We start from the raw sequence: 18766 nt of genomic DNA, 5'->3' as shown, positions 1-18766 counted from the left end.
ATAGCCCGCCTACCTTTGAATTTGTCGCAGCTTGCCGGCGTGTCGGCAGGAGTATGCGTGATTTCAGAATTTGATCAAAAATCTGACTTGCCGCGCAGCACCGGCGCTGACACAGTGGCGCCAGATGGCCGCCAGTCGGCCAAATTCCAAGCCTCGATCAGGGAGCCTACCATGCTTGAGAAACGCGAATTCTACATCAATGGCCAGTGGGTTCAGCCCTCGGCAGCCAATGACTGTGCCGTTATCGACCCATCCACCGAAGACCCCTGCACGGTGATTTCGCTGGGCAGTCAGGCTGACACGGATGCCGCTGTTGCCGCCGCCAAGGCCGCCCTGCCCGGCTGGATGGCCACCCCACCGTCAGAGCGCATCGCGCTGGTGGAAAAACTGATCGGCATCTACAACAGCCGCGCCGAGGATCTGGCGCAGGCCATGTCCACCGAGATGGGTGCCCCCATCGATCTGTCGCGCTCCAGTCAGGTGGGTGCAGGCACATGGCACCTGAACGGCTTTATCGAGGCCGCGAAGAATTTCCAGTTCGAACGCCCGCTTGGCGATCACGCCCCCAATGACCGCATCATCTATGAGGCTGTCGGCGTCGCGGCGCTGATTACCCCGTGGAACTGGCCGATGAACCAGATCACGCTGAAATTTGGCGCTGCCGCGATTGCGGGTTGTACCATGGTTCTGAAACCGTCTGAGCAAAGCCCGCTCAACGCGATGATCTTTGCCGAGATGGTCCATGAGGCAGGTTTCCCTGCTGGTGTGTTCAACCTTGTGAATGGTGATGGTGCGGGCGTTGGCACCCAGCTGTCCTCGCACCCGGATGTGGATATGGTGTCCTTCACCGGCTCCACCCGCGCGGGCACCGCGATCTCCAAGGCGGCAGCGGACACACTAAAGAAGGTGCATCTGGAACTGGGCGGCAAAGGTGCGAACCTTGTCTTTGACGACGCCGACGAAAAGGCCGTGAAACGTGGCGTGCTGCACATGATGCAGAACACCGGCCAGAGCTGTAACGCGCCCTCCCGCATGCTGGTTCAAAAAGGCATCTACGACCGCGTGGTCGAAGAAGCCGCCACAGTCGCCAACAAAGTCGACGTCGGCCCCGCCTCGCAGGAAGGCCGCCATATTGGCCCCGTCGTCAATGAGCTGCAGTGGACCAAGATCCAGGATCTGATCCAGAAGGGTATCGACGAGGGTGCGCGTCTGGTCGCTGGTGGCACCGGTCGCCCCGACGGGTTGAACAAGGGCTACTATGTGAAGCCCACGATCTTTGCCGATGTGACCAATCAGATGACCATTGCGCGTGAAGAGATCTTTGGCCCGGTTATGACCATCATCCCGTTCGAAACCGAAGAAGAAGCGGTAGAGATCGCCAACGACACGCCTTACGGCCTGACCAACTACGTGCAGACGCAGGACGGTGCGCGCGCCAACCGACTGGCGCGGGTTCTGCGCTCCGGCATGGTGGAGATGAACGGCAAATCCCGCAGCGCCGGTGCTCCCTTTGGCGGCATGAAACAGTCCGGCAATGGCCGCGAAGGTGGCGTCTGGGGGCTTGAGGACTTTATGGAAGTCAAAGCCGTAGGCGGCTGGACGCCAGAAGCCTGACCGTTACATATCGCGATTGGAGCCGCCCTTTGGGGCGGTTCTTTTTTGTTGTCCCGCACAACACATAGATTTGTCTTCAAACATTCACTCAAACTTGCAAGGCTTGCTGCGGCGACCGGAAGGTCGGTGATTTGTTAGATTTGTTTTTAGGAACACAGAAGGCCGGCACGTGCCGGGAGGTACAAAATGGATTTCCGTGCCGCATTGGGGCTCAATGTTGCCAGCGACGCAACGCCCGATGACATCCGAGGGGCTCTGGCGATATCAAAGACAATCGTGGTGCGTACCATCACCTCGATCCCTGACCCCAGCGTGATCTGTGGCAAGTTCCTCCGCCTGCAACGGTATTGCGCCATCGCGACACGGATGCATCTGGAGGGACTGGATGACAACAAGCTCCACCTCAGAGCCGAACCATCCGCAAACCGACAAGATATCGAGGCGCAGCTGATCGTCTTGCATGCGCTGATGGAGCGTGCGGGGCTAGAGGTGCGCACCTCTCGCGAAGGAGAGATCCGCTGGCAAGATGTACCGGCGCTCCCTGCCATTGATACCGGCGAGTCTGAGAGACTCAGCGATCATCTGCACCTGTTGATCGCAAGCGATCCTGCACGGGCATGGCGGCTGGAGGATACGGCCGCAGCGCTTGGCCTCTCAACCCGGAGCTTGCAGCGGTATTTACTGGCTGAGGGGGGCAGTTTTTCGGCCACGTTGCGCCATATGCGTACGGACCTTGCCTCACAGATGCTTCGACGCAGCACCACAAGTCTTGCCGAGATCGGGTTCTGCTGTGGCTACGCAGATCAGGCCCATTTTCAGCGCGAATTTCGTAAAGTCACCGGCCAGACGCCCCGGCATTATCGCACGCAGCCCAAGGCCAAGATTAAAACGGCGCCTTAGCCCGAAACTTCTGCGAAGCTCCGCCCTCGGGGTGTTTGAGGCGTAGCTCTTCGGAATGCAGCATCATGCGCGGATAATCCCGCGCTGTGCCACTGGCGTAGAGAGGATCCCCGAGGATCGGATGGCCAAGCGACTGCATATGAACCCGCAACTGATGGGACCTGCCAGTTTTGGGTTGAAGCCGCACGCGCGTCTCATCCTCGCCGTGGCTTATGACCTTCCAGTCGGTATGAGCAGGCTTGCCGGTTTCCTTGCAGACCTTTTGCAGCGGACGATTGGGCCAATCCACGATCAGCGGCAAATCTACTGTCCCCGAACGCGGCTCCAGCTTGCCAGTCAGACGGGCAACGTAGGTTTTCTTGGTCATGCGTTTTTCAAATTGCAGTCCCAGATGACGCTGGGCATGCGCGGTCATCGCAAAGACCATGACCCCTGACGTGTCGCGGTCGAGCCGATGCACCAAAAGAGCCTCAGGAAAAGCGGCCTGAATACGGCTGATCAAACAGTCTGACAGGTGCTCTCCTTTACCCGGCACAGACAACAGCCCTGCGGGTTTGTTGACCACAAGGATTTGCGCATCGTGATGCAGGATGTCGAGCGGGTCGCTCGGGGGGCAATACTCACTGGATACCGTCATGCCCGCTGCCTAGCGCCGCGCCGACATAAGGGCAAGATGAACTGTACCGCGCATTTCCCGAGAGGCCACATTGGGACGCGATCAGCATGTGCACGCCCTACAAGAAAAGTTGAATTGCCGCTGTCAGTGCCGCCACTTACCTCTGCTGAGGGGTGGGTTTGACCACCAGATATTTAACAGGATTGCACCATGTTTCGTTTTATTCTCGCTGTGCCAGTCGCCGCATTGGCTATGCCTGCCCTCGCTGAGACGGCTGTTCCCGCAGACACCACGCTTTCGACGATGCAGACTGAATACACATGCGAACGCGGAGTGCGCGTGCCGGTGGTGTTTATCAACACTGAGGCAGGCGAGTCGCTGGCCATCGTGCAACTGGATGGGCAGCAAGTGGTGATGACGCAGGTGGTTTCGGGGTCCGGCATGCGGTACCGGTCGCGCGATGAGAACCAACCTTATGAGTTGCACGGCAAGGGCAACGACGCATTGATTGCCTATGGCCCGGAAGAAGATGCCGATCTGATCCTGCGCGATTGCGTCAGCAACTGACCCCGCGCCTTAAGGTTCGCGGGCAGGCGCTGCCTCAGTAAGCGCCTCTCGCCCCTTGCGCCGCATTTCGCGCAGCAAGGACACTGAATAGATCACCAAAGCCGCCCAGATCAGCGGGAAGGCTACCATGCGCGCACCGCCAAAGGGTTCCTTGAACACGAAGACCGCGACCAGAAAGATCATGGTCGGCGCAATATATTGCAGGATCGCAATGGTTGAGAGCTTCAGGAGCTTTGCGCCATTGGCGTAGATGATTAGCGGCACCGCCGTCACCACACCGCAACCCAGCAGCAACAGCGTATCAAACCGCACATTGGCAAAGTGGCTCTGCCCGGTGGCGGTCAGGTAGATAATATAGCCCAGCGCCGGAATGGTGAGGATCAGAACCTCTAGCAAAAACCCCTGATTTGGCCCGATGGGCAGCGACTTTTTGAAGAAGGCGTAAAACCCCCACGAGACAGTCAGCCCCAGCGCCGCAAGCGGCAAACGACCAGTTTCCACCGTCAGAATAATCACCGCCAGTGTCGCAAGCCCCACAGCCACCATCTGGGCGCGGGTCAGCCGCTCTCCCAGCAACAGCGCCCCCAAAGCGATAGAAAACAGCGGGTTGATATAGTAGCCAAGCGCTGCCTCCAGCGCATAGCCAGAGCCGACCGACCAGACGTAAATGCCCCAGTTCACCGATACAAAGGCCGCGGTCACACAGCCCATCAGCAGAACGCGCGGACTGCGCAACGCAGCCTTCAAATCTCCCATACGTCCCAATAGCAGCAACAACACCCCGGCGATCGGCACGGACCAGATCACGCGGTGAGCAACCACCTCTGTCGGCGGAATATGAGCGAGCATCTTCATATAGAGCGGCAGAAAGCCCCACATGACATAGGCTGTCAGCGCAAAAGCAAGACCTTGGGGGGTGTCCACATTCTCGGGCTTCGTGCTCATGGACATTCTCCCTTAACGTCGATTCGTGCTCGGGCAATCTGCCCGCAACTGCTTAACGTATAAAGCAAAATATCACCCTGTCGGGTTACCTGCCCTTCACATTCTCAATATGGAATTCACAGGCGTGGACACCGATGAAGGAATGCCACAAAGGCAATCGGTCTCAATCGCGCTGAGGCAGACCGTCGGCGATTTCATAGTAATCCCCCTTGTCGGCCACAAAGATATGCTTTTCCAGCGTCACTGTTGTGGGGCTGGTGACGGCACCGAGAGCAAAGCTGGTGGTGTTCTCATCATGGGTCTTCCAAAATAGAAAAGACCCGCATTTGGCGCAAAAGCCGCGCTTCGCTTGCGCGCTTGAGGCGTACCAACTGACGTCGCCAGTGATCGTCAACGCATCATCTGCAACGTGGGCTGATGACCAAATACCACCGGACTGACGGCGGCATTGTCCGCAGTGGCACATGGATGGCCCTTCCGGTGTGGCAGCAGTCTCAAACGCGATATTGCCGCACAAGCAGTGCCCTTTAATCATTTTTTCCACCCCTTTAATTTCTTCGCCTTGCAGGCGATTTCGTAATATCTGGACCCTAGCGAAGCCGCCAAGATTGTTAAACAGTCAAGCGCGACTGGGTGGGGTCAGGGCCCGGCTTGGGGGCTGGGGGTGCTGCTGGCCCCGAGAAGTATCCCATAGATGATGAAACAGACCGCCAAGACACGACGTATCCAGACGTTGAAAACGGCCGCCAGTGCTGCGCGCCCCATCACGACACCCAGCAATGTGAACCCCGTATAACTGAGCGCCGTCAGCGTGAGTGCGGTGGGCATGATCACCACCATCTGCGACCAGATCGGCACATCAGGCTGCACAAACTGCGAAAACGCCGCGAGATAGCCTGCAACGCTCTTTGGGTTGATGGTGGCAATGGCGAGCGCGTGTAAATAAACATGCCGCGCCGGGCGCGCGGCAGTGGGCACCGGTTTGCGGGCATTGCGCCAGCCACGAATGCCTAAGAAAATCAGAAACCCCGCCCCCACCAGCTTTGCGATAAAAAACGCGGTCGGTGACGCTGCAATCAAAGCCGTCACGCCCAGTGCTGAGAGAACCAGAAAGGCGCTCGCCTGCGTCAGGATTGCCAGCACCCCCAGCATCGCCTTACCAAAGCCAAGGTTCATCCCGTTGGAAATGCAATTCACCGCATTTGGCCCCGGCGTGGTGACAAAGGCGATCCAGAAGAGAGTAAAAACGATCCAAGCGTCAAAGCTCATTCGTTGGTCTCAGGTCGGGTGCTGTAGGCCTTATGCAATGCACGCACCAAAATCGGGTGCTCGTGGGCGAGAACGTCATACCAAAGCTCACGCGCTCCAAACGGAACCTCTTCTTTGTGGACGCGCACGACGGCGTCAAAGAGAGCTTCTGGCACCTCATACCCAGTGTTGAGTTTACCATATTCCGACTTTTTCTGCCCCATTCAAACGCTTGTTCAAACGCTTCGCGTGCCTGATTCAACTCTCCGGCGCGCCAACTCGCAACCCCGTACCCAATGTAGAGCTCGGCATCGCTCGGCCTCTGAGGTTGCCCAATCTTGCGAAATCCCATTATGCCGCTTCTGCTTATGCGGCATGCGCGATCCGTCCGCTCAGGCTTGCTTAACCCTTTGCGGCACGCGCCAGAGGAAAATGCAGTCATCATCCCCATCCCCCAGAAAATCAAGAATGTGCACACGACCACGAGTGTACCACGACGCTTAATCATAGTCATCTATTGCAATTTGGACTGTTTGGTGGGCCGAACGTGAGCAAGGGTTTCGGGATCAGGTAGTTGATAAGTTCCCAAAAACTGCATCCAACAAGCTCTCAAGCGCCGCCTGATCTTCTTGATCGAACGCGGCGGGCTGGTTGCTGTCGATATCCAGCACACCAATTACCTCGCCCGCCTTGTTGCGCACTGGCAGGACGATTTCCGAACGGGTCGAGGACGAACAGGCGATATGGCCGGGGAAGGCCTCGACATCATCAACCAGTTGCGTCTCGTTCAAACGTGCCGCCGCGCCGCAGACACCGCGCGCAAAAGGGATCACCAAACAGCCGTGGCCGCCCTGATAGGGGCCGATTTTCAGCACCTCGGGCTCTGTCACGCGGTAAAATCCGGTCCAGTCGAACCGGTCATCCGCGTGATGGAGTTCGCACGCCACGGTGGCCATCAGGGCGACTTCATCCGTTTCTCCCTCGGTCAGCGCCGCCACTGTCTTGGACAGATCCTCGTAATTCACCCGCATGGGACATTTGCCTTTTCAAATATTGAGGAAGGGTCGCGCCCTCCCGATAGGTAAAAAGCGGCGCATCTTTTGCGCCGCCCTTATGCGCGTCGTAAGATCAGGCGCGCTCAATCGCGATCGCTGTGCCTTCGCCGCCGCCGATACAGATTGCGGCGATACCGCGCTTGAGGCCACGTTTTTCCAAGGCGTTCAAAAGCGTCACCATGATGCGCGCGCCAGACGCGCCAATGGGGTGGCCCAACGCACAGGCGCCGCCATTTACGTTCACCTTCTCACGTGGGATTCCCATCTCGCGCATGAATGCCATCGGCACCACGGCAAAGGCTTCGTTCACCTCCCAAATGTCTACATCCTCGACGTCCCAACCGATCTGCGCCATCAGCTTTCGCGCCGCTGGAACGGGGGCGGTGGTGAACCAGCCCGGTGCCTGCGCGTAGCTGGCGTGACCCAAAATATGGCCGCGCACCTGCAGTCCACGGGCTGCTGCGGCCTCCTCAGACGCCAACACGAGTGCTGCAGCACCATCCGAAATCGACGAGGAATTGGCCGCAGTTACCGTGCCACCCTCACGGAAGGCAGGTTTCAGCGTCGGGATCTTATCAGGGCGGGCAGATTTGGGCTGTTCATCGGCGTCGGTCACGACCGCGCCTTTGCGGGTTTTCACTGTAACCTCAGTCAGTTCGCCCTCAAACGCACCGCTTTCTTGTGCCGCCAACGCATTTGACAGCGACCCCAGTGCAAATTCATCCTGCTCTTCGCGGGTGAACTGGTAATGCTCGGCGCAATCTTCGGCAAATGTGCCCATCAAACGGCCCTTATCATAGGCGTCTTCAAGACCGTCGAGGAACATGTGATCGATGACCTGACCATGCCCAATCCGCGCACCACCGCGCATCTTGGGCAGCAGGTAAGGCGCGTTGGTCATGCTCTCCATTCCACCCGCAACCATCACATCCGTATGGCCAAGTGCGATCTGATCGTAGGCTATCATCGCGGCTTTCATCCCCGAGCCGCACATCTTGTTGAGAGTGGTGGCCGGGACGTCCTCGCCAAGGCCTGCGGCAAATCCCGCTTGCCGTGCCGGAGCCTGCCCCTGCCCGGCGGGCAAGACGCAGCCCATCAGAACCTCATCCACAGTTGTGGCACCGGACCGTTCCAGCGCAGCCTTGATCGCCGCTCCGCCGAGATCTGCCGCGCTCACATTCTCATACATCCCCTGAAATCCGCCCATCGGCGTCCGGGCTGCCCCCGCGATCACGATCTTGGTCATTCTCTTAACTCCTCCAATTGTCGGCACTATCCATACTGAATGATAACATTTAAGGTCTAGGGTGAGTTCCAAGTATGACGAGCCGAGGAACACTCTCATGAGCCTTACGAGCACGGAAGCAGGTGGTGCACAAGTCGTGACCGTGAATGCCCAGCGCATTGACGCAGCGATGGCGATTCAATTCAAGGAAGACATGCGTACAGAGACCGAAGCCGGTCCAGAGCGCGTGATTCTTGACCTGTCTCATGTGGATTTTATTGACTCCAGCGGGTTGGGCGCAATCGTCGCCGCGATGAAGCAACTCGGCAAAGAGCGTAAACTGGATCTCGCTGGCCTGACGCCAATGGTCGACAAGGTGTTCCGCCTGACACGCATGGACACTGTCTTTAACCTTTATGACACACTTCAGGACGCGCTCGATCCAGAGCACGCCGCGAATTGATACTGCCGGGATCGTCTTTGAGGACCAAAATTCATGGTTGAGACTTTCGCCTGCTCCTTCAAGGCGACCGAGATAGACGCCAGACGCGGCGTTGTCTCGGTGGTTCAACGGTTGAAGGACATGGGTATCGCAGATACCCGGGTTGACGAGGTGCAGATCGCCCTCGCCGAGGCAGTGAATAATGTCGTCGAGCACGCGTATGCCGAAAGCGCGACGGGCGATGTTTTGATCCGCTGCAATCTACACCCAGACCGTTTGTGGGTGGAAATTCGCGATGCAGGCGCACCATTTCCAGATGCAAAACTGCCCGAGGGTAAACCTGCACATGTAGATCCCAACATGCCGCTCGACGATCTGCCCGAAGGAGGCTTTGGCTGGTTTTTGATCCGCGAACTTGCAAGCGACATCCAGTACCAGCGCAATACTGACAACAACCAGTTGTCGCTGTGTTTCGAGATCCAGCTGACACAGTAGGGCCTTCCCATCAGATGCGGCCGGTAGGATTTTAGAAACTTCACGACACCAACAGATCGCCCACCGCATTTCTGCCACATTGGCGGCAAATGAAGGCCCCAATGCTGCGCGAAACATCAACACAGAGCTGGACTATTTAGCTTGCCCCGGCGTCGTGTAATTTGCCCCCACCAAGCGCGTGGCGTCGGGGCTATAGTCCCCAAACCTATCCCTCTTTTGCATGCCAACTTCACGCAGCATTTGCGTTTTGCCATTGCCTCGATCCGCAGGACCTCTACGCTCGCCGCAAAAGAGGAGGACAGGAATGCGTGATTTCCAGACACCGGGCCGCTCTGCGGTCTTCGCGCAAAACGGCATCTGCGCCACATCACATCCGCTGGCCGCACAGGTCGCCATCGATATTCTAAAGCGCGGCGGCAACGCCATGGATGCTGCGATCGCTGGGGCTGTTTTGCTCGGTATCTGCGAACCACAGATGACCGGGATCGGCGGCGATTGTTTTGTTCTTTACAATCGCGCGGGCGAAAACACGGTACGGGCGCTGAACGGCTCTGGACGCGCGCCCAAGGCGGCAGAGGCGTCGGCATTGCGTGCGCGCGGCCTGCAAACAGTGCCCCTGAATACAGCCGATGCTGTCACGATCCCCGGCGCGATCGACGCCTTTTGTCACCTGTCTGAAACCGAAGGTAAGATCGGCCTCGATGCCGTGTTGGCCCCAGCCATTCACTACGCCGAAGAAGGCGTGCCCGTCGCGCCGCGTGTGGCCTTTGACTGGGGGAATGACGCCGGCACCCTTCAGGGCAGCGCCCGCGACACATATCTGGTCAATGGACGCCTGCCGCGCGTGGGCGAAATCTTCCGCGCACCGGGTCAGGCCGAAGTGCTGCGCCGCATCGCCCGCGAGGGCCGCGATGCCTTTTACAGCGGCGAGATTGCGGAGGACATGATCGCAGCTCTCACCCAACAGGGTGGCGTTCACACTGCCGAGGATTTCGCAGCAACCCAAGCCACCGCCACCGATCCGGTTTCGGGCCATTATAAAGGCGTCAACCTGTTGGAGCACCCGCCCAACGGTCAGGGTGCGACCGCTATCCTGATGCTCAATATCCTGAAGCATTTCGACATCGCAGCGATGGATCCCTTTGGCGCGGAGCGTGCCCATATTGAAGCCGAGGCCGCAAAGCTCGCCTATGACGCGCGCAACCGCTTTATCGCTGACCCTGAGCATATGTCTCGACTGGATCACATGCTGGCACCGGAAACGGCTGCGCGCCTCGCCGCATTGATCGACCCGAAACGCGCCATGGCCGCCCCACGTGAGGTGAGCGAAGCGGTCCACAAGGACACCATTTACATCACAGTGGTTGATAAGGACCGCATGGCCGTGTCCCTGATTTACTCAATCTTTCATGGGTTTGGCTCCGGCATTGCCTCCGAAAAGTTCGGTATCCTGCTACAAAACCGAGGTGCGGGATTCTGCCTTGAGCCCGGACATGCAAATGAGCTGGCTGGTGGCAAACGCCCAATGCACACGATCATTCCCGCGATGCTGGCCGAGAACGGTCGTGTGACCATGCCGTTTGGTGTCATGGGCGGCGCCTATCAGCCAAACGGCCATGCGCGGTTTGTGTCAAACCTGCGCGACTTCGGCATGGAGCCGCAAACCGCGATGGATGCACCGCGCGCGTTTTCCGATGGTGGCACGTTCAAGGTCGAACGTGGCTACAGCGATGCCGTGCGTGCCGAGCTATCTGAGATGGGGCACAAGGTCGAGGTGCCCGAAACCGCGATTGGCGGCTCGCAGGCAATCCATATTCACGACACCGGTGTTCTGGAAGGCGCAAGCGATCCGCGCAAAGATGGCTGCGCGCTCGGCTACTAAGTTTTGAGGGATGCCAGGTTATCCCGGCGTCCCGCTTCAGTTCAGCTGATATTGCAGTTGATAGTTGCCGTCATCAAAGCCGGTGAACATTTCATGCAAATCCGGATGGCTCACAGGTTCGCCGGAGTAGTCCGCCACCAGATTTTGCTCTGAGACATAGGCAACGTAATAGGTCTGATCGTTTTCAGCGAGCAGGTGGTAATAGGGCTGTTCCTTGGCGGGGCGGCTTTCTTCGGGAATCGCTTCATACCATTCTTCGGTATTTGCAAACTCGGGATCCACATCGAAGACAACGCCGCGAAACGGGTGCTTGCGATGACGGACGACCTGGCCAAGATTATATTTTGCGCGCGTTTTCAGCATGTTTGTCGGCCCTCTTCTTTCCCTGTACTAGCGTTTTTCGGCATTGAATGTCCAACCTTGGCGCGGAAATTTTGCAGAAACAGTCTGTCCGGCTGCGTTTTACAGTTCGGCAAGCCGATAATTTCAAACATATTTTCTGCAATCCGCGCGAAATGTTACCGCATTCCAAAAGGGATTTTCTCTCTTGGCGTGATTGGTTAAGCTGCCAAAAAAATCAAAAGGCAGAGGCAATGAGCAGAATCATAAGTGCCCTGGCGCTCTTGTTGGCATTGGCCGCCTGCGGTGGAGGCTACAATTCTCCCCCTCGGGATTTGGACAATGCCTGCAGCATTGTGACGGAGCGCCCGAAATACCTGCGTGCGTTCCAAGACACTGAACGCCGCTGGGGTGTGCCCATCCATGTGCAGATGGCCACCATCCACCAAGAAAGCCGCTTTATCGGCAACGCCCGCACCCCGCAGAAATACACTTTGGGCGTCATTCCTATGGGCCGCGTATCAAGCGCTTACGGATACGGTCAGGCGCTGGATGGCACGTGGGAAGACTATAAGAAAGACACCGGTCGCCGCAGAGCGCGGCGCGACAAGATCGAAGACGCGACCGATTTTATGGGTTGGTACATGACGCGCAGCTTCCAGCGCAACGGCATCCCGCTCACGGATGCTCGCAACCAGTATCTGGCCTATCATGAGGGGCACGCTGGCTATGCCCGTGGCACCTTCAGCAGAAAAACATGGCTGTTGAATGTCGCCAACAAGGTCGAGGCACGCTCAAACGCCTATCAGGTTCAGTTGAGCAATTGTCGCAAGCTGCGCTAAAGCACCGAATATTCTGATTTTACTGCCCCGCGCCCAATAGGTTCGGGGCAGTTTTCGTTTCAGCGGTCACGTTTGGGGCGCGAAATGCTGAACAAGCTAGAGGGGAAGGACATCCCTGTCTTCATGTCGCCGAGGATCACAGTGGTCTCCTCACCAGAGCCACCATGAATAACCCATTTGCGCAACTGCACTGGATTATCCGTGAACATCATCTCGATACTGCCATTCTCTGGCGCTTTGGGATCATGCGCGCGCACAATGGTCGACACACCGTCAAACCCATGCCCCACCACCATATTCGCCCGGCCCAAGTTCACATTGCGGGCCAAAATAATCGAAAGCGGCGTACGGCTCAGCGGATAGGTTTCAGGTGGCTGGTTGGATTTGGGATCCATGATCGCCACTGTCCCAGCCTCTGCTAGCACCAGCCCGCCGTTGTTTGCATACTCAAACCGTACTTTGCCCGGTCTGCGCAGGTACAGCTGGCCCGTCGACAGGCTGCCGTCGTCATTCACCTGCGTGAAGTCTGCCTGCGCGGTGGCAAAGCTGTTCAGATAGGCCGAAATCTCATTCAGACTCAGCTTCTCCGCCGCAGTTGCAACGGTAGAGGCCAGAGTGGTTGCGCCGAGCGCAAGAGCAAAGACAAACTGTTTCATGACTTAGAAGATATGCGTGTGTGATCCAAAGTGAAGAGGCCGGGCAGAGCGCCCGGCCTTTTGTCGCCTATTGCTCGGGAACGAGAATTTCCCTTTTGCCAACGTGGTTTGCGGCAGATACGAGACCTTCTTCCTCCATCTGCTCCACCAACCTCGCGGCCTTGTTATATCCGATACCGAGCTTTCGCTGGATGTAAGAGGTCGAACATTTGCGATCTTTGATGACGATTCCGACCGCCTGATCGTAGAGCGCATCCTCGCCATTGGTGTTGCCGCCCGTATTGAGGCCCAGCACCGCGTCGATGTTTTCCGCTTTTTCATCGTCAGGGCCATCCAGCACGCCACCGACATAATCGGGGGGACCGAATTGTTTCAGGTGGTTCACCACCTCTTCGACCTCTTCATCGGACACAAACGGGCCGTGGCACCGGGTGATCTTGGCCCCGCCTGCCATATAAAGCATATCGCCCATCCCGAGGAGCTGCTCGGCCCCCATCTCACCAAGGATAGTACGGCTGTCGACCTTGGAGGTCACCTGAAAGGAGATCCGCGTCGGGAAGTTTGCCTTGATGGTGCCTGTGATGACGTCCACGGAGGGGCGTTGCGTGGCCATGATGAGGTGAATACCCGAGGCGCGCGCCATCTGCGCCAGACGCTGGATGCAGGCCTCGATTTCCTTGCCCGCAACCATCATCAGGTCGGCCATCTCGTCGACGATGACGACAATATAGGGCAGTTTCTTGGGCTCGAACTCTTCGGTCTCAAACACGGGCTCGCCGGTGTCGTCGTCAAACCCGGTCTGCACGGTACGGCTGAACATCTCGCCTTTGGCCAGCGCCTCAGAGACGCGGCCATTGTAGCCCGCGATATTGCGCACGCCCATTTTGGACATCTTGCGATAGCGGTCTTCCATCTCACCCACGACCCATTTCAGCGCCACAACCGCCTTTTTCGGGTCGGTCACAACGGGCGAGAGCAGATGCGGAATGCCGTCATAGACCGACAGTTCCAGCATCTTCGGGTCGATCATGATCAGGCGGCATTCCTCTGGCGTGAGCTTATAGAGAAGCGACAGGATCATGGTGTTGATCGCCACCGACTTACCGGAACCCGTGGTCCCCGCGATCAGCAGGTGAGGCATCTTGGCGAGGTTGGCGACCATGCTGTCACCGCCAATATCCTTGCCCAAGGCCAGCGGCAGGTTTTGGTTACCATCGCCAAAGTCACGGCTGGCGAGGATTTCGCGCAGCACCACTTTTTCGCGGTTCTCGTTCGGCAACTCGATCCCGATCACCGTCCGGCCGGGCACGGTCGAAACCCGCGCCGACAAGGCCGACATAGACCGCGCGATGTCATCGGCCAGACCGATCACACGAGAGGCTTTGAGGCCCGGTGCTGGCTCCAACTCATACATGGTGACGACGGGGCCGGGGCGCACCGAGACGATTTCACCTTTGACGCCATAATCATCCAGTACCGTCTCCAACATGCGAGCGTTTTCTTCCAGAGCCTCATCGCTCAGGTGATGACGTTCGATTGCTGTCGGGTTGGTCAGCAGCGACAGTGGCGGCAATTCAAAATCGCTGTTATCCTCTTTGAAGAGGTTCGGTTGCGCTTCGGCCTTGGCGCGGGTCGAAGGTTGAACCGGCTTGCGCTGGGGCTGTTCGACCACGGCCTTGCGCGGCTCTGCCACCGGAATGTTCATTGCAGCACGTTCAACGGGTGCATGCTCTGCCGGGGCAGGGTCAGCACGCGGTGTAATTTGAACGCGCGGCGCAGCCTCTTCCACAGGTGCGGAGGGCATGGTTGCAACCGGTTCCTCTGGCAGATCCTCAGTCGGCACCTCATCCACAAAGAAGGCATCAGGCGACGAGGTCGCGGTATCCTCAAGAGTTGGAGCCTGTGGGATCACGCTGGTAATCGTCGGCGCGGTTGGAATCTGTTGCGCGGGCGCAGAAATCGGCGGCTCTACTGCCGTTTGAGCAGGCGCGTTAAAGATCAAAGGCTCCGGGCGTTTGCCACGTCCTTTGGTGAGCGGCAGATTAGGATCTGGCTCTGGCGGTGTGGTTTGGGCACGGCGGATACGCACTGCGTTAGCAATCTTCTGTGCAATACGCTCATCACCCGGGGCCTGCTCCACGTCGGCAACAGGTTGTTGTTCGATCAGTTCGGGCTCCGGCATCTCTACCGGTTCTGCACGGCGAATGAGGTTCGTCGCGCGGCTCAGTAATCCACCACGTTCCTCAACGACAGGTGCAACAGCAGGCTGCGGCTGCGGAGCCGGTGCGGGCGCATGCAGGCCAAACTGCGGCTCGGCGCGGGTGAAGCTGCTCGGCTCCATCGGCTCGCTGTAGACCAGAGCATCGTCCTCATAGTCGATGACCTCGGCGCGGCGCTCTGCACGGCGATGTTGCCATGTGCGCGCAGCCTGAAGACCGCCGCTGGCGCTGCGGCCCAGAAGACGTGCAATCATGTCATAGGCCAGCAGCACGCCCAGCAGCAGGAAACGTCCGATACGCTTCAACTCATCCCGCGAGAACCCGAGCACGAAAGCGCCCAGCGCGATCATCGCAACAGCCGTCAGAAACGACAGCGATTTCACCAGAAAGGCCAGCCCAAAGGGCAGAAGCGCCAACAGACCGCCAAGGGCTGTATTGCCGATCATACCGCCAAGGCCAGAATTGTGGAACGCGCGCCATTCCTCGTCCGGAACCAGCGTTTCAAAATGCAGCGCCACCACGATGAGCCAGAACACCAGCATCAACGCAGGCCACAGGATGCGCCCCTCGCCCTTGTGCAGCAAGAAACGTGTTCCCCATGCAAACAGGAACACGGCGATTGCCCAAGATCCCTTGCCAAGGAAGGTGATCAGCAAAAAGGCAATTGTCGCCCCAGTCTGGCCCAGCATATTCTGCACCGGCGCATCGGTGGAGACCATCCAGTTGCTGTCATCCGGCGTATAAGAGCCAATGATCGCAGCCACCAACAGGCCAACGCCAATCAGCAGAAGCCCGATCAGCTCCTTGCCACGCTTTTCAATGGCCGCCTGCATGTTGCTGTCCAGGAGGGGATTCCTGCTGCGGGTTTGAAATGCCATGCCTACCTCGGTTCGCTCGCGTGGGGCATCGGCTGTTTCGCTCTTGGATCAGCCCCACGGGTGTTTCGTCTTGCTTTTGGCCTGCCCCCGCACTGGCGGAAGCAGGCATTTATATCAGTTCAATAAAGACAATCGCGCAGCGACTGCAGCGCCGTGCGTGTCTGTTCCTCGGACGCAACAAGCGCCACGCGGATGTATCCATGTCCGGGGTTTGCCGCGCCTTCGCCTTGCGCCAGAAACGCACCGGGCAACACCCGCACACCGGTTTCCTGCCAGAGTTTCAGTGTTGCCGCCGCGCCATCCTCAACCGGCAGCCACAAAAAGAACCCTGCCTCGGGTGACATGTAACCGTTCAGCCCTGCAAACACCTCGTCCGCGATGCGGTATTTTTCCTGATAAAGCGCGCGGTTCTCAACCACATGCGCCTCATCGGCCCAGACCTTCGCGGCTGCGGCTTGCAAGGGACCGGGCATCGGCGCACCGGAATAGGCGCGCAGCTTCTTCACCTGCACCAGTGTTTCGGGACCACCGGCCAGCAAACCAGAGCGCAGCCCCGGCAAGTTCGAGCGTTTGGAGAGCGAGTTGAACAGAACCACCCGCTCCGGGTCTGCACCCATTTCATCTACGACGGTGAGCGCTCCGACGGGGGCCTCATCGCGATAAATCTCTGAGTAGCACTCATCCGCGAAGATCTTGAAATCGTACTTTTCCGCCAGCGCGATCAACTGCTGCCAGTATGCGCGCGAAGCCACCGCGCCCTGCGGGTTCGCGGGCGAGCAGATATAAGCCACGGCGGTGCGGTTCAGCACATCCTCGGGCAGAGAGGCATAATCCGGCAGGTGGCCGGTCTCTTCGGTTGCGGGCACGAACACCGGCTCCGCCGCCACTGAAATCGCTGCGATCATATAGACCTGATAAAACGGGTTCGGGATCAGAACAACTGGCCGCTGGCCGTTCTTTTCCTCGGGGCAGAGTGCCATGGCCGCATTATAGAGCCCCTCGCGGGTGCCGTTGAGGGCCATGAGCCGGGTCGCCGGATCAAGCGTCACGCCATAGCGCTGCGCCGCCCAGTCCGCCATTGCACCGCGCAGCTCGTCGGTGCCCTCGTTTTGTGGGTAGTTGTTGAACGCAGAGGCATTCTCCACGATCACATCGGTGACCCATGCGGGAAATTCGTGTTTTGGTTCGCCAATAGTCAATTGCACCACGTCGCCACCGGGCGCGTGATGGTCAAGAAGCGCACGCAAACGCGGGAACGCGTAGGGCGGCAGATGGGCAAACCGCTCAGGAAACTTCATGTCTGTGCCTCAATACCGGGATCGTAATCGCCCCGTTTGCCCCGTAAGTTACAGGCCAAACGAGCATGCGTCCACCCGCTGATGGCGCGGGTGCAACAGTGTGTCTTTCAGGCCAGTGCAGCCTCGACGCCTGCGCCAATACGCAACAGCGCCTCTTCGCAATCGGGCTGGCCGATCACCTGCAAACCGCAACTTGGTGTGCCCGTGGGCAGCGAGAGCGCGCACACGCCCATCAGGTTGCCGATGCGGGTGTTCCTGAGCGCCATCAAATTCGAGGTGACGTAGTAGTCATGATCGCTCTGCAGGCGGGCCAGATTCGGTGGCAGGATCGGCGCGGCAGGAGCCAGCACCGCGTCAAAGCCTGCAACGGCCTGATCCCAAACCATGCGCACCTGTTCAAGTTTCGCCCATGCCGCCACGTAATCCGCACCAGAGAACTCCGCCCCCGAACGGAACCGGGCAAGGATTTCCGGGAACATCAGGTCTGGCGCGGCTTCAATCACATCTTTCCACAAGCCATAGGCCTCGGTGGTGAAAAGGATCGCCGAAAGCGCCATGGCATCCGGCAGCTCTGGCACCTCAAGCGGGACGATCTCCGCTCCGCCTTCGCGCAGCTTGTCCAGCGCCGCAACATGTGCGGCGGCAACCTCGGGGGCGAGGTTGTCCTGCGCCACGGTTTGAAGATCTGCAAATCGCTTGCCCTCAACCGTGGCACCGCGCAGATCCGGCGCGGTGGCCGCTCCCTCGATCAGCGCCAGCATCAGTGCCGCGTCTTCGACCGTACGGGCCAATGGACCGATGGTGTCGAATTTCAGGCACAGAGGAACAACGCCCTCAAGACTGACGCGGCCAGAGGTGGTTTTGAGGCCCACAAGATCATTCCACGCCGACGGGATCCGCACCGACCCGCCAGTATCAGACCCAATCGCACCCGCTGCCAGTCCAAAGGCCACCGAAGCTGCGGCACCTGACGACGATCCGCCGGGCACCGCCTCAGGGTCATTGACGCAGGGCGGTGTGGCCTTAATCGGGTTGAGACCAAGACCAGAAAACGCCAGCTCACTCATATGGGTCTTACCAAGGCACACAGACCCCAGCGCGGTTGCGTTCTCCAGAACCAGCGCGTCGTGATCTGGCACCCGCCCCTTCAGAAGGTCAGAGCCAGATTCGGTTTCCACCCCGGCACTGTCGAACAGATCCTTCCAACTGAGCGGAACACCGTCGAGCGGCGAGCGGCGCAAGTCGGATTTTGCGCGTTCTTGCGCGGCCTTAGCCTCGGACAAAGCACGCTCGCGGGTAACTTTCGTGTAGATTCGCGCAGTCTCAGGGTGGCTGTCGATCGCCGCCAGATAAGTCTCTGTCAGCGCCACCGGGTCGATCTCTCCCGCGGCGATACCGCGCCCCAGTTGCGCGGCGCTCATGGTCAGCCAATCCTGCATCGCGTGTGCCTTCTTATGATCCCCGTGACGGGGCAGATTTCCATTTGCCGCCACCGTAACGAGAGCACCGAGGCCGCACAATCCCGTGCAGTCATTCCGTGCTTGA

General features: G+C 58.7%; 19 protein-coding genes. 7 read left to right on the top strand and 12 right to left on the bottom strand.

Features of this window, described 5'->3' with window-relative positions:
• The first annotated feature begins 171 nt into the window (after positions 1-171).
• Together K529_RS00435 and K529_RS00430 are read left to right on the top strand one after the other, a co-directional pair.
• Positions 172-1614: an aldehyde dehydrogenase family protein gene (locus K529_RS00435; protein ID WP_005616852.1), complete on the top strand. Its 1443-nt coding sequence runs from the start codon at positions 172-174 to the stop codon at positions 1612-1614.
• Between the two features lie 186 nt (positions 1615-1800).
• The gene (locus tag K529_RS00430) at positions 1801-2514 is read left to right on the top strand and encodes a helix-turn-helix transcriptional regulator (RefSeq protein WP_005616849.1); all 714 of its coding nucleotides are present in this window, start codon (positions 1801-1803) and stop codon (positions 2512-2514) included.
• Here the strand turns inward: K529_RS00430 and K529_RS00425 are convergent.
• Positions 2498-3151 (bottom strand): RluA family pseudouridine synthase, encoded by a 654-nt coding sequence (locus K529_RS00425; RefSeq protein ID WP_005616847.1) that lies wholly within the window; start codon positions 3149-3151, stop codon positions 2498-2500. The two genes, K529_RS00430 and K529_RS00425, sit on opposite strands and share 17 nt — an antisense overlap.
• A 189-nt stretch (positions 3152-3340) precedes the next feature.
• Here K529_RS00425 and K529_RS00420 point away from each other — a divergent pair, with 189 nt between their 5' ends.
• On the top strand, positions 3341-3697 hold the full coding sequence (locus tag K529_RS00420) for an MliC family protein (protein ID WP_005616844.1): 357 nt from the start codon (positions 3341-3343) through the stop codon (positions 3695-3697).
• A gap of 9 nt (positions 3698-3706) precedes the next feature.
• Here the strand turns inward: K529_RS00420 and rarD are convergent, their stop codons facing one another.
• The 6 genes from rarD to K529_RS00390 all read right to left on the bottom strand — a co-directional run bounded on the left by rarD (position 3707) and on the right by K529_RS00390 (position 8191).
• Entirely contained in the window at positions 3707-4642 is a 936-nt protein-coding gene (gene rarD / locus K529_RS00415; protein ID WP_005616841.1) for an EamA family transporter RarD, read from the bottom strand.
• A gap of 163 nt (positions 4643-4805) precedes the next feature.
• Positions 4806-5177 (bottom strand): GFA family protein, encoded by a 372-nt coding sequence (locus tag K529_RS00410; protein ID WP_040641937.1) that lies wholly within the window; start codon positions 5175-5177, stop codon positions 4806-4808.
• Between the two features lie 104 nt (positions 5178-5281).
• A complete protein-coding gene (locus K529_RS00405) occupies positions 5282-5911 on the bottom strand; it encodes a LysE family translocator (RefSeq protein WP_005616836.1) in 630 nt (209 codons plus the stop codon).
• Positions 5908-6114: a hypothetical protein gene (locus K529_RS23780; protein ID WP_005616834.1), complete on the bottom strand. Its 207-nt coding sequence runs from the start codon at positions 6112-6114 to the stop codon at positions 5908-5910. Before K529_RS23780 ends, K529_RS00405 begins: the two co-directional genes overlap by 4 nt.
• Positions 6115-6456: 342 nt before the next feature.
• Positions 6457-6921 (bottom strand): GAF domain-containing protein, encoded by a 465-nt coding sequence (locus K529_RS00395; RefSeq protein WP_005616832.1) that lies wholly within the window; start codon positions 6919-6921, stop codon positions 6457-6459.
• A gap of 97 nt (positions 6922-7018) precedes the next feature.
• A complete protein-coding gene (locus tag K529_RS00390) occupies positions 7019-8191 on the bottom strand; it encodes a thiolase family protein (protein ID WP_005616830.1) in 1173 nt (390 codons plus the stop codon).
• A 97-nt stretch (positions 8192-8288) separates the two neighbouring features.
• Between K529_RS00390 and K529_RS00385 the strand changes: the two genes are divergently transcribed.
• The 3 genes from K529_RS00385 (at position 8289) to K529_RS00375 (ending at position 10989) form a co-directional block, all read left to right on the top strand.
• Positions 8289-8633, top strand: a complete 345-nt coding sequence (locus tag K529_RS00385) for an STAS domain-containing protein (RefSeq protein ID WP_005616829.1) — start codon at positions 8289-8291, stop codon at positions 8631-8633.
• A 33-nt stretch (positions 8634-8666) separates the two neighbouring features.
• Positions 8667-9107: an ATP-binding protein gene (locus K529_RS00380; protein ID WP_005616828.1), complete on the top strand. Its 441-nt coding sequence runs from the start codon at positions 8667-8669 to the stop codon at positions 9105-9107.
• Positions 9108-9411: 304 nt separating this feature from the next.
• On the top strand, positions 9412-10989 hold the full coding sequence (locus tag K529_RS00375; RefSeq protein WP_005616825.1) for a gamma-glutamyltransferase family protein: 1578 nt from the start codon (positions 9412-9414) through the stop codon (positions 10987-10989).
• A 36-nt stretch (positions 10990-11025) separates the two neighbouring features.
• Here the strand turns inward: K529_RS00375 and hspQ are convergent, their stop codons facing one another.
• A complete protein-coding gene (gene hspQ, locus K529_RS00370) occupies positions 11026-11352 on the bottom strand; it encodes a heat shock protein HspQ (RefSeq protein ID WP_005616823.1) in 327 nt (108 codons plus the stop codon).
• Between the two features lie 230 nt (positions 11353-11582).
• Between hspQ and K529_RS00365 the strand changes: the two genes are divergently transcribed.
• Positions 11583-12170, top strand: coding sequence for a transglycosylase SLT domain-containing protein (locus tag K529_RS00365; protein ID WP_005616820.1), 588 nt, complete (start codon positions 11583-11585; stop codon positions 12168-12170).
• A gap of 59 nt (positions 12171-12229) precedes the next feature.
• On the opposite strand, the gene K529_RS00360 is transcribed toward K529_RS00365, so the two are convergent.
• From K529_RS00360 to K529_RS00345, 4 genes are all read right to left on the bottom strand, one after another.
• The gene (locus K529_RS00360) at positions 12230-12826 is read right to left on the bottom strand and encodes a LolA family protein (protein WP_005616817.1); all 597 of its coding nucleotides are present in this window, start codon (positions 12824-12826) and stop codon (positions 12230-12232) included.
• 67 nt (positions 12827-12893) lie between these two features.
• A complete protein-coding gene (locus K529_RS00355; RefSeq protein WP_046002196.1) occupies positions 12894-15923 on the bottom strand; it encodes a DNA translocase FtsK in 3030 nt (1009 codons plus the stop codon).
• A gap of 119 nt (positions 15924-16042) precedes the next feature.
• Positions 16043-17221 carry an aminotransferase class I/II-fold pyridoxal phosphate-dependent enzyme gene (locus K529_RS00350; RefSeq protein WP_005650658.1) on the bottom strand — a complete coding sequence of 393 codons (1179 nt, stop codon included), beginning with the start codon at positions 17219-17221 and terminating at the stop codon, positions 16043-16045.
• A 107-nt stretch (positions 17222-17328) separates the two neighbouring features.
• Positions 17329-18660 (bottom strand): amidase, encoded by a 1332-nt coding sequence (locus tag K529_RS00345; protein WP_005650661.1) that lies wholly within the window; start codon positions 18658-18660, stop codon positions 17329-17331.
• Positions 18661-18766 lie beyond the last annotated feature (106 nt).

The organism is Tritonibacter mobilis F1926, assembly GCF_000376545.2.
Taxonomy (GTDB): Bacteria; Pseudomonadota; Alphaproteobacteria; order Rhodobacterales; family Rhodobacteraceae; genus Epibacterium; species Epibacterium mobile.
This window is presented reverse-complemented; position numbering and strand designations above follow the sequence as displayed.

Coding starts and splice junctions, on each gene's coding strand:
- K529_RS00435 (WP_005616852.1), top strand. CDS start 172: ATGCTTGAGAAACGCGAATTCTACATCAATGGCCAGTGGGTTCAGCCC.
- hspQ (WP_005616823.1), bottom strand. CDS start 11,352: ATGCTGAAAACGCGCGCAAAATATAATCTTGGCCAGGTCGTCCGTCAT.
- K529_RS00420 (WP_005616844.1), top strand. CDS start 3,341: ATGTTTCGTTTTATTCTCGCTGTGCCAGTCGCCGCATTGGCTATGCCT.
- K529_RS00425 (WP_005616847.1), bottom strand. CDS start 3,151: ATGACGGTATCCAGTGAGTATTGCCCCCCGAGCGACCCGCTCGACATC.
- K529_RS00360 (WP_005616817.1), bottom strand. CDS start 12,826: ATGAAACAGTTTGTCTTTGCTCTTGCGCTCGGCGCAACCACTCTGGCC.
- K529_RS00390 (WP_005616830.1), bottom strand. CDS start 8,191: ATGACCAAGATCGTGATCGCGGGGGCAGCCCGGACGCCGATGGGCGGA.
- K529_RS00345 (WP_005650661.1), bottom strand. CDS start 18,660: ATGCAGGATTGGCTGACCATGAGCGCCGCGCAACTGGGGCGCGGTATC.
- K529_RS00430 (WP_005616849.1), top strand. CDS start 1,801: ATGGATTTCCGTGCCGCATTGGGGCTCAATGTTGCCAGCGACGCAACG.
- K529_RS00385 (WP_005616829.1), top strand. CDS start 8,289: ATGAGCCTTACGAGCACGGAAGCAGGTGGTGCACAAGTCGTGACCGTG.
- K529_RS00375 (WP_005616825.1), top strand. CDS start 9,412: ATGCGTGATTTCCAGACACCGGGCCGCTCTGCGGTCTTCGCGCAAAAC.
- K529_RS00365 (WP_005616820.1), top strand. CDS start 11,583: ATGAGCAGAATCATAAGTGCCCTGGCGCTCTTGTTGGCATTGGCCGCC.
- K529_RS00405 (WP_005616836.1), bottom strand. CDS start 5,911: ATGAGCTTTGACGCTTGGATCGTTTTTACTCTCTTCTGGATCGCCTTT.
- rarD (WP_005616841.1), bottom strand. CDS start 4,642: ATGAGCACGAAGCCCGAGAATGTGGACACCCCCCAAGGTCTTGCTTTT.
- K529_RS00395 (WP_005616832.1), bottom strand. CDS start 6,921: ATGCGGGTGAATTACGAGGATCTGTCCAAGACAGTGGCGGCGCTGACC.
- K529_RS00350 (WP_005650658.1), bottom strand. CDS start 17,221: ATGAAGTTTCCTGAGCGGTTTGCCCATCTGCCGCCCTACGCGTTCCCG.
- K529_RS23780 (WP_005616834.1), bottom strand. CDS start 6,114: ATGGGGCAGAAAAAGTCGGAATATGGTAAACTCAACACTGGGTATGAG.
- K529_RS00355 (WP_046002196.1), bottom strand. CDS start 15,923: ATGGCATTTCAAACCCGCAGCAGGAATCCCCTCCTGGACAGCAACATG.
- K529_RS00380 (WP_005616828.1), top strand. CDS start 8,667: ATGGTTGAGACTTTCGCCTGCTCCTTCAAGGCGACCGAGATAGACGCC.
- K529_RS00410 (WP_040641937.1), bottom strand. CDS start 5,177: ATGATTAAAGGGCACTGCTTGTGCGGCAATATCGCGTTTGAGACTGCT.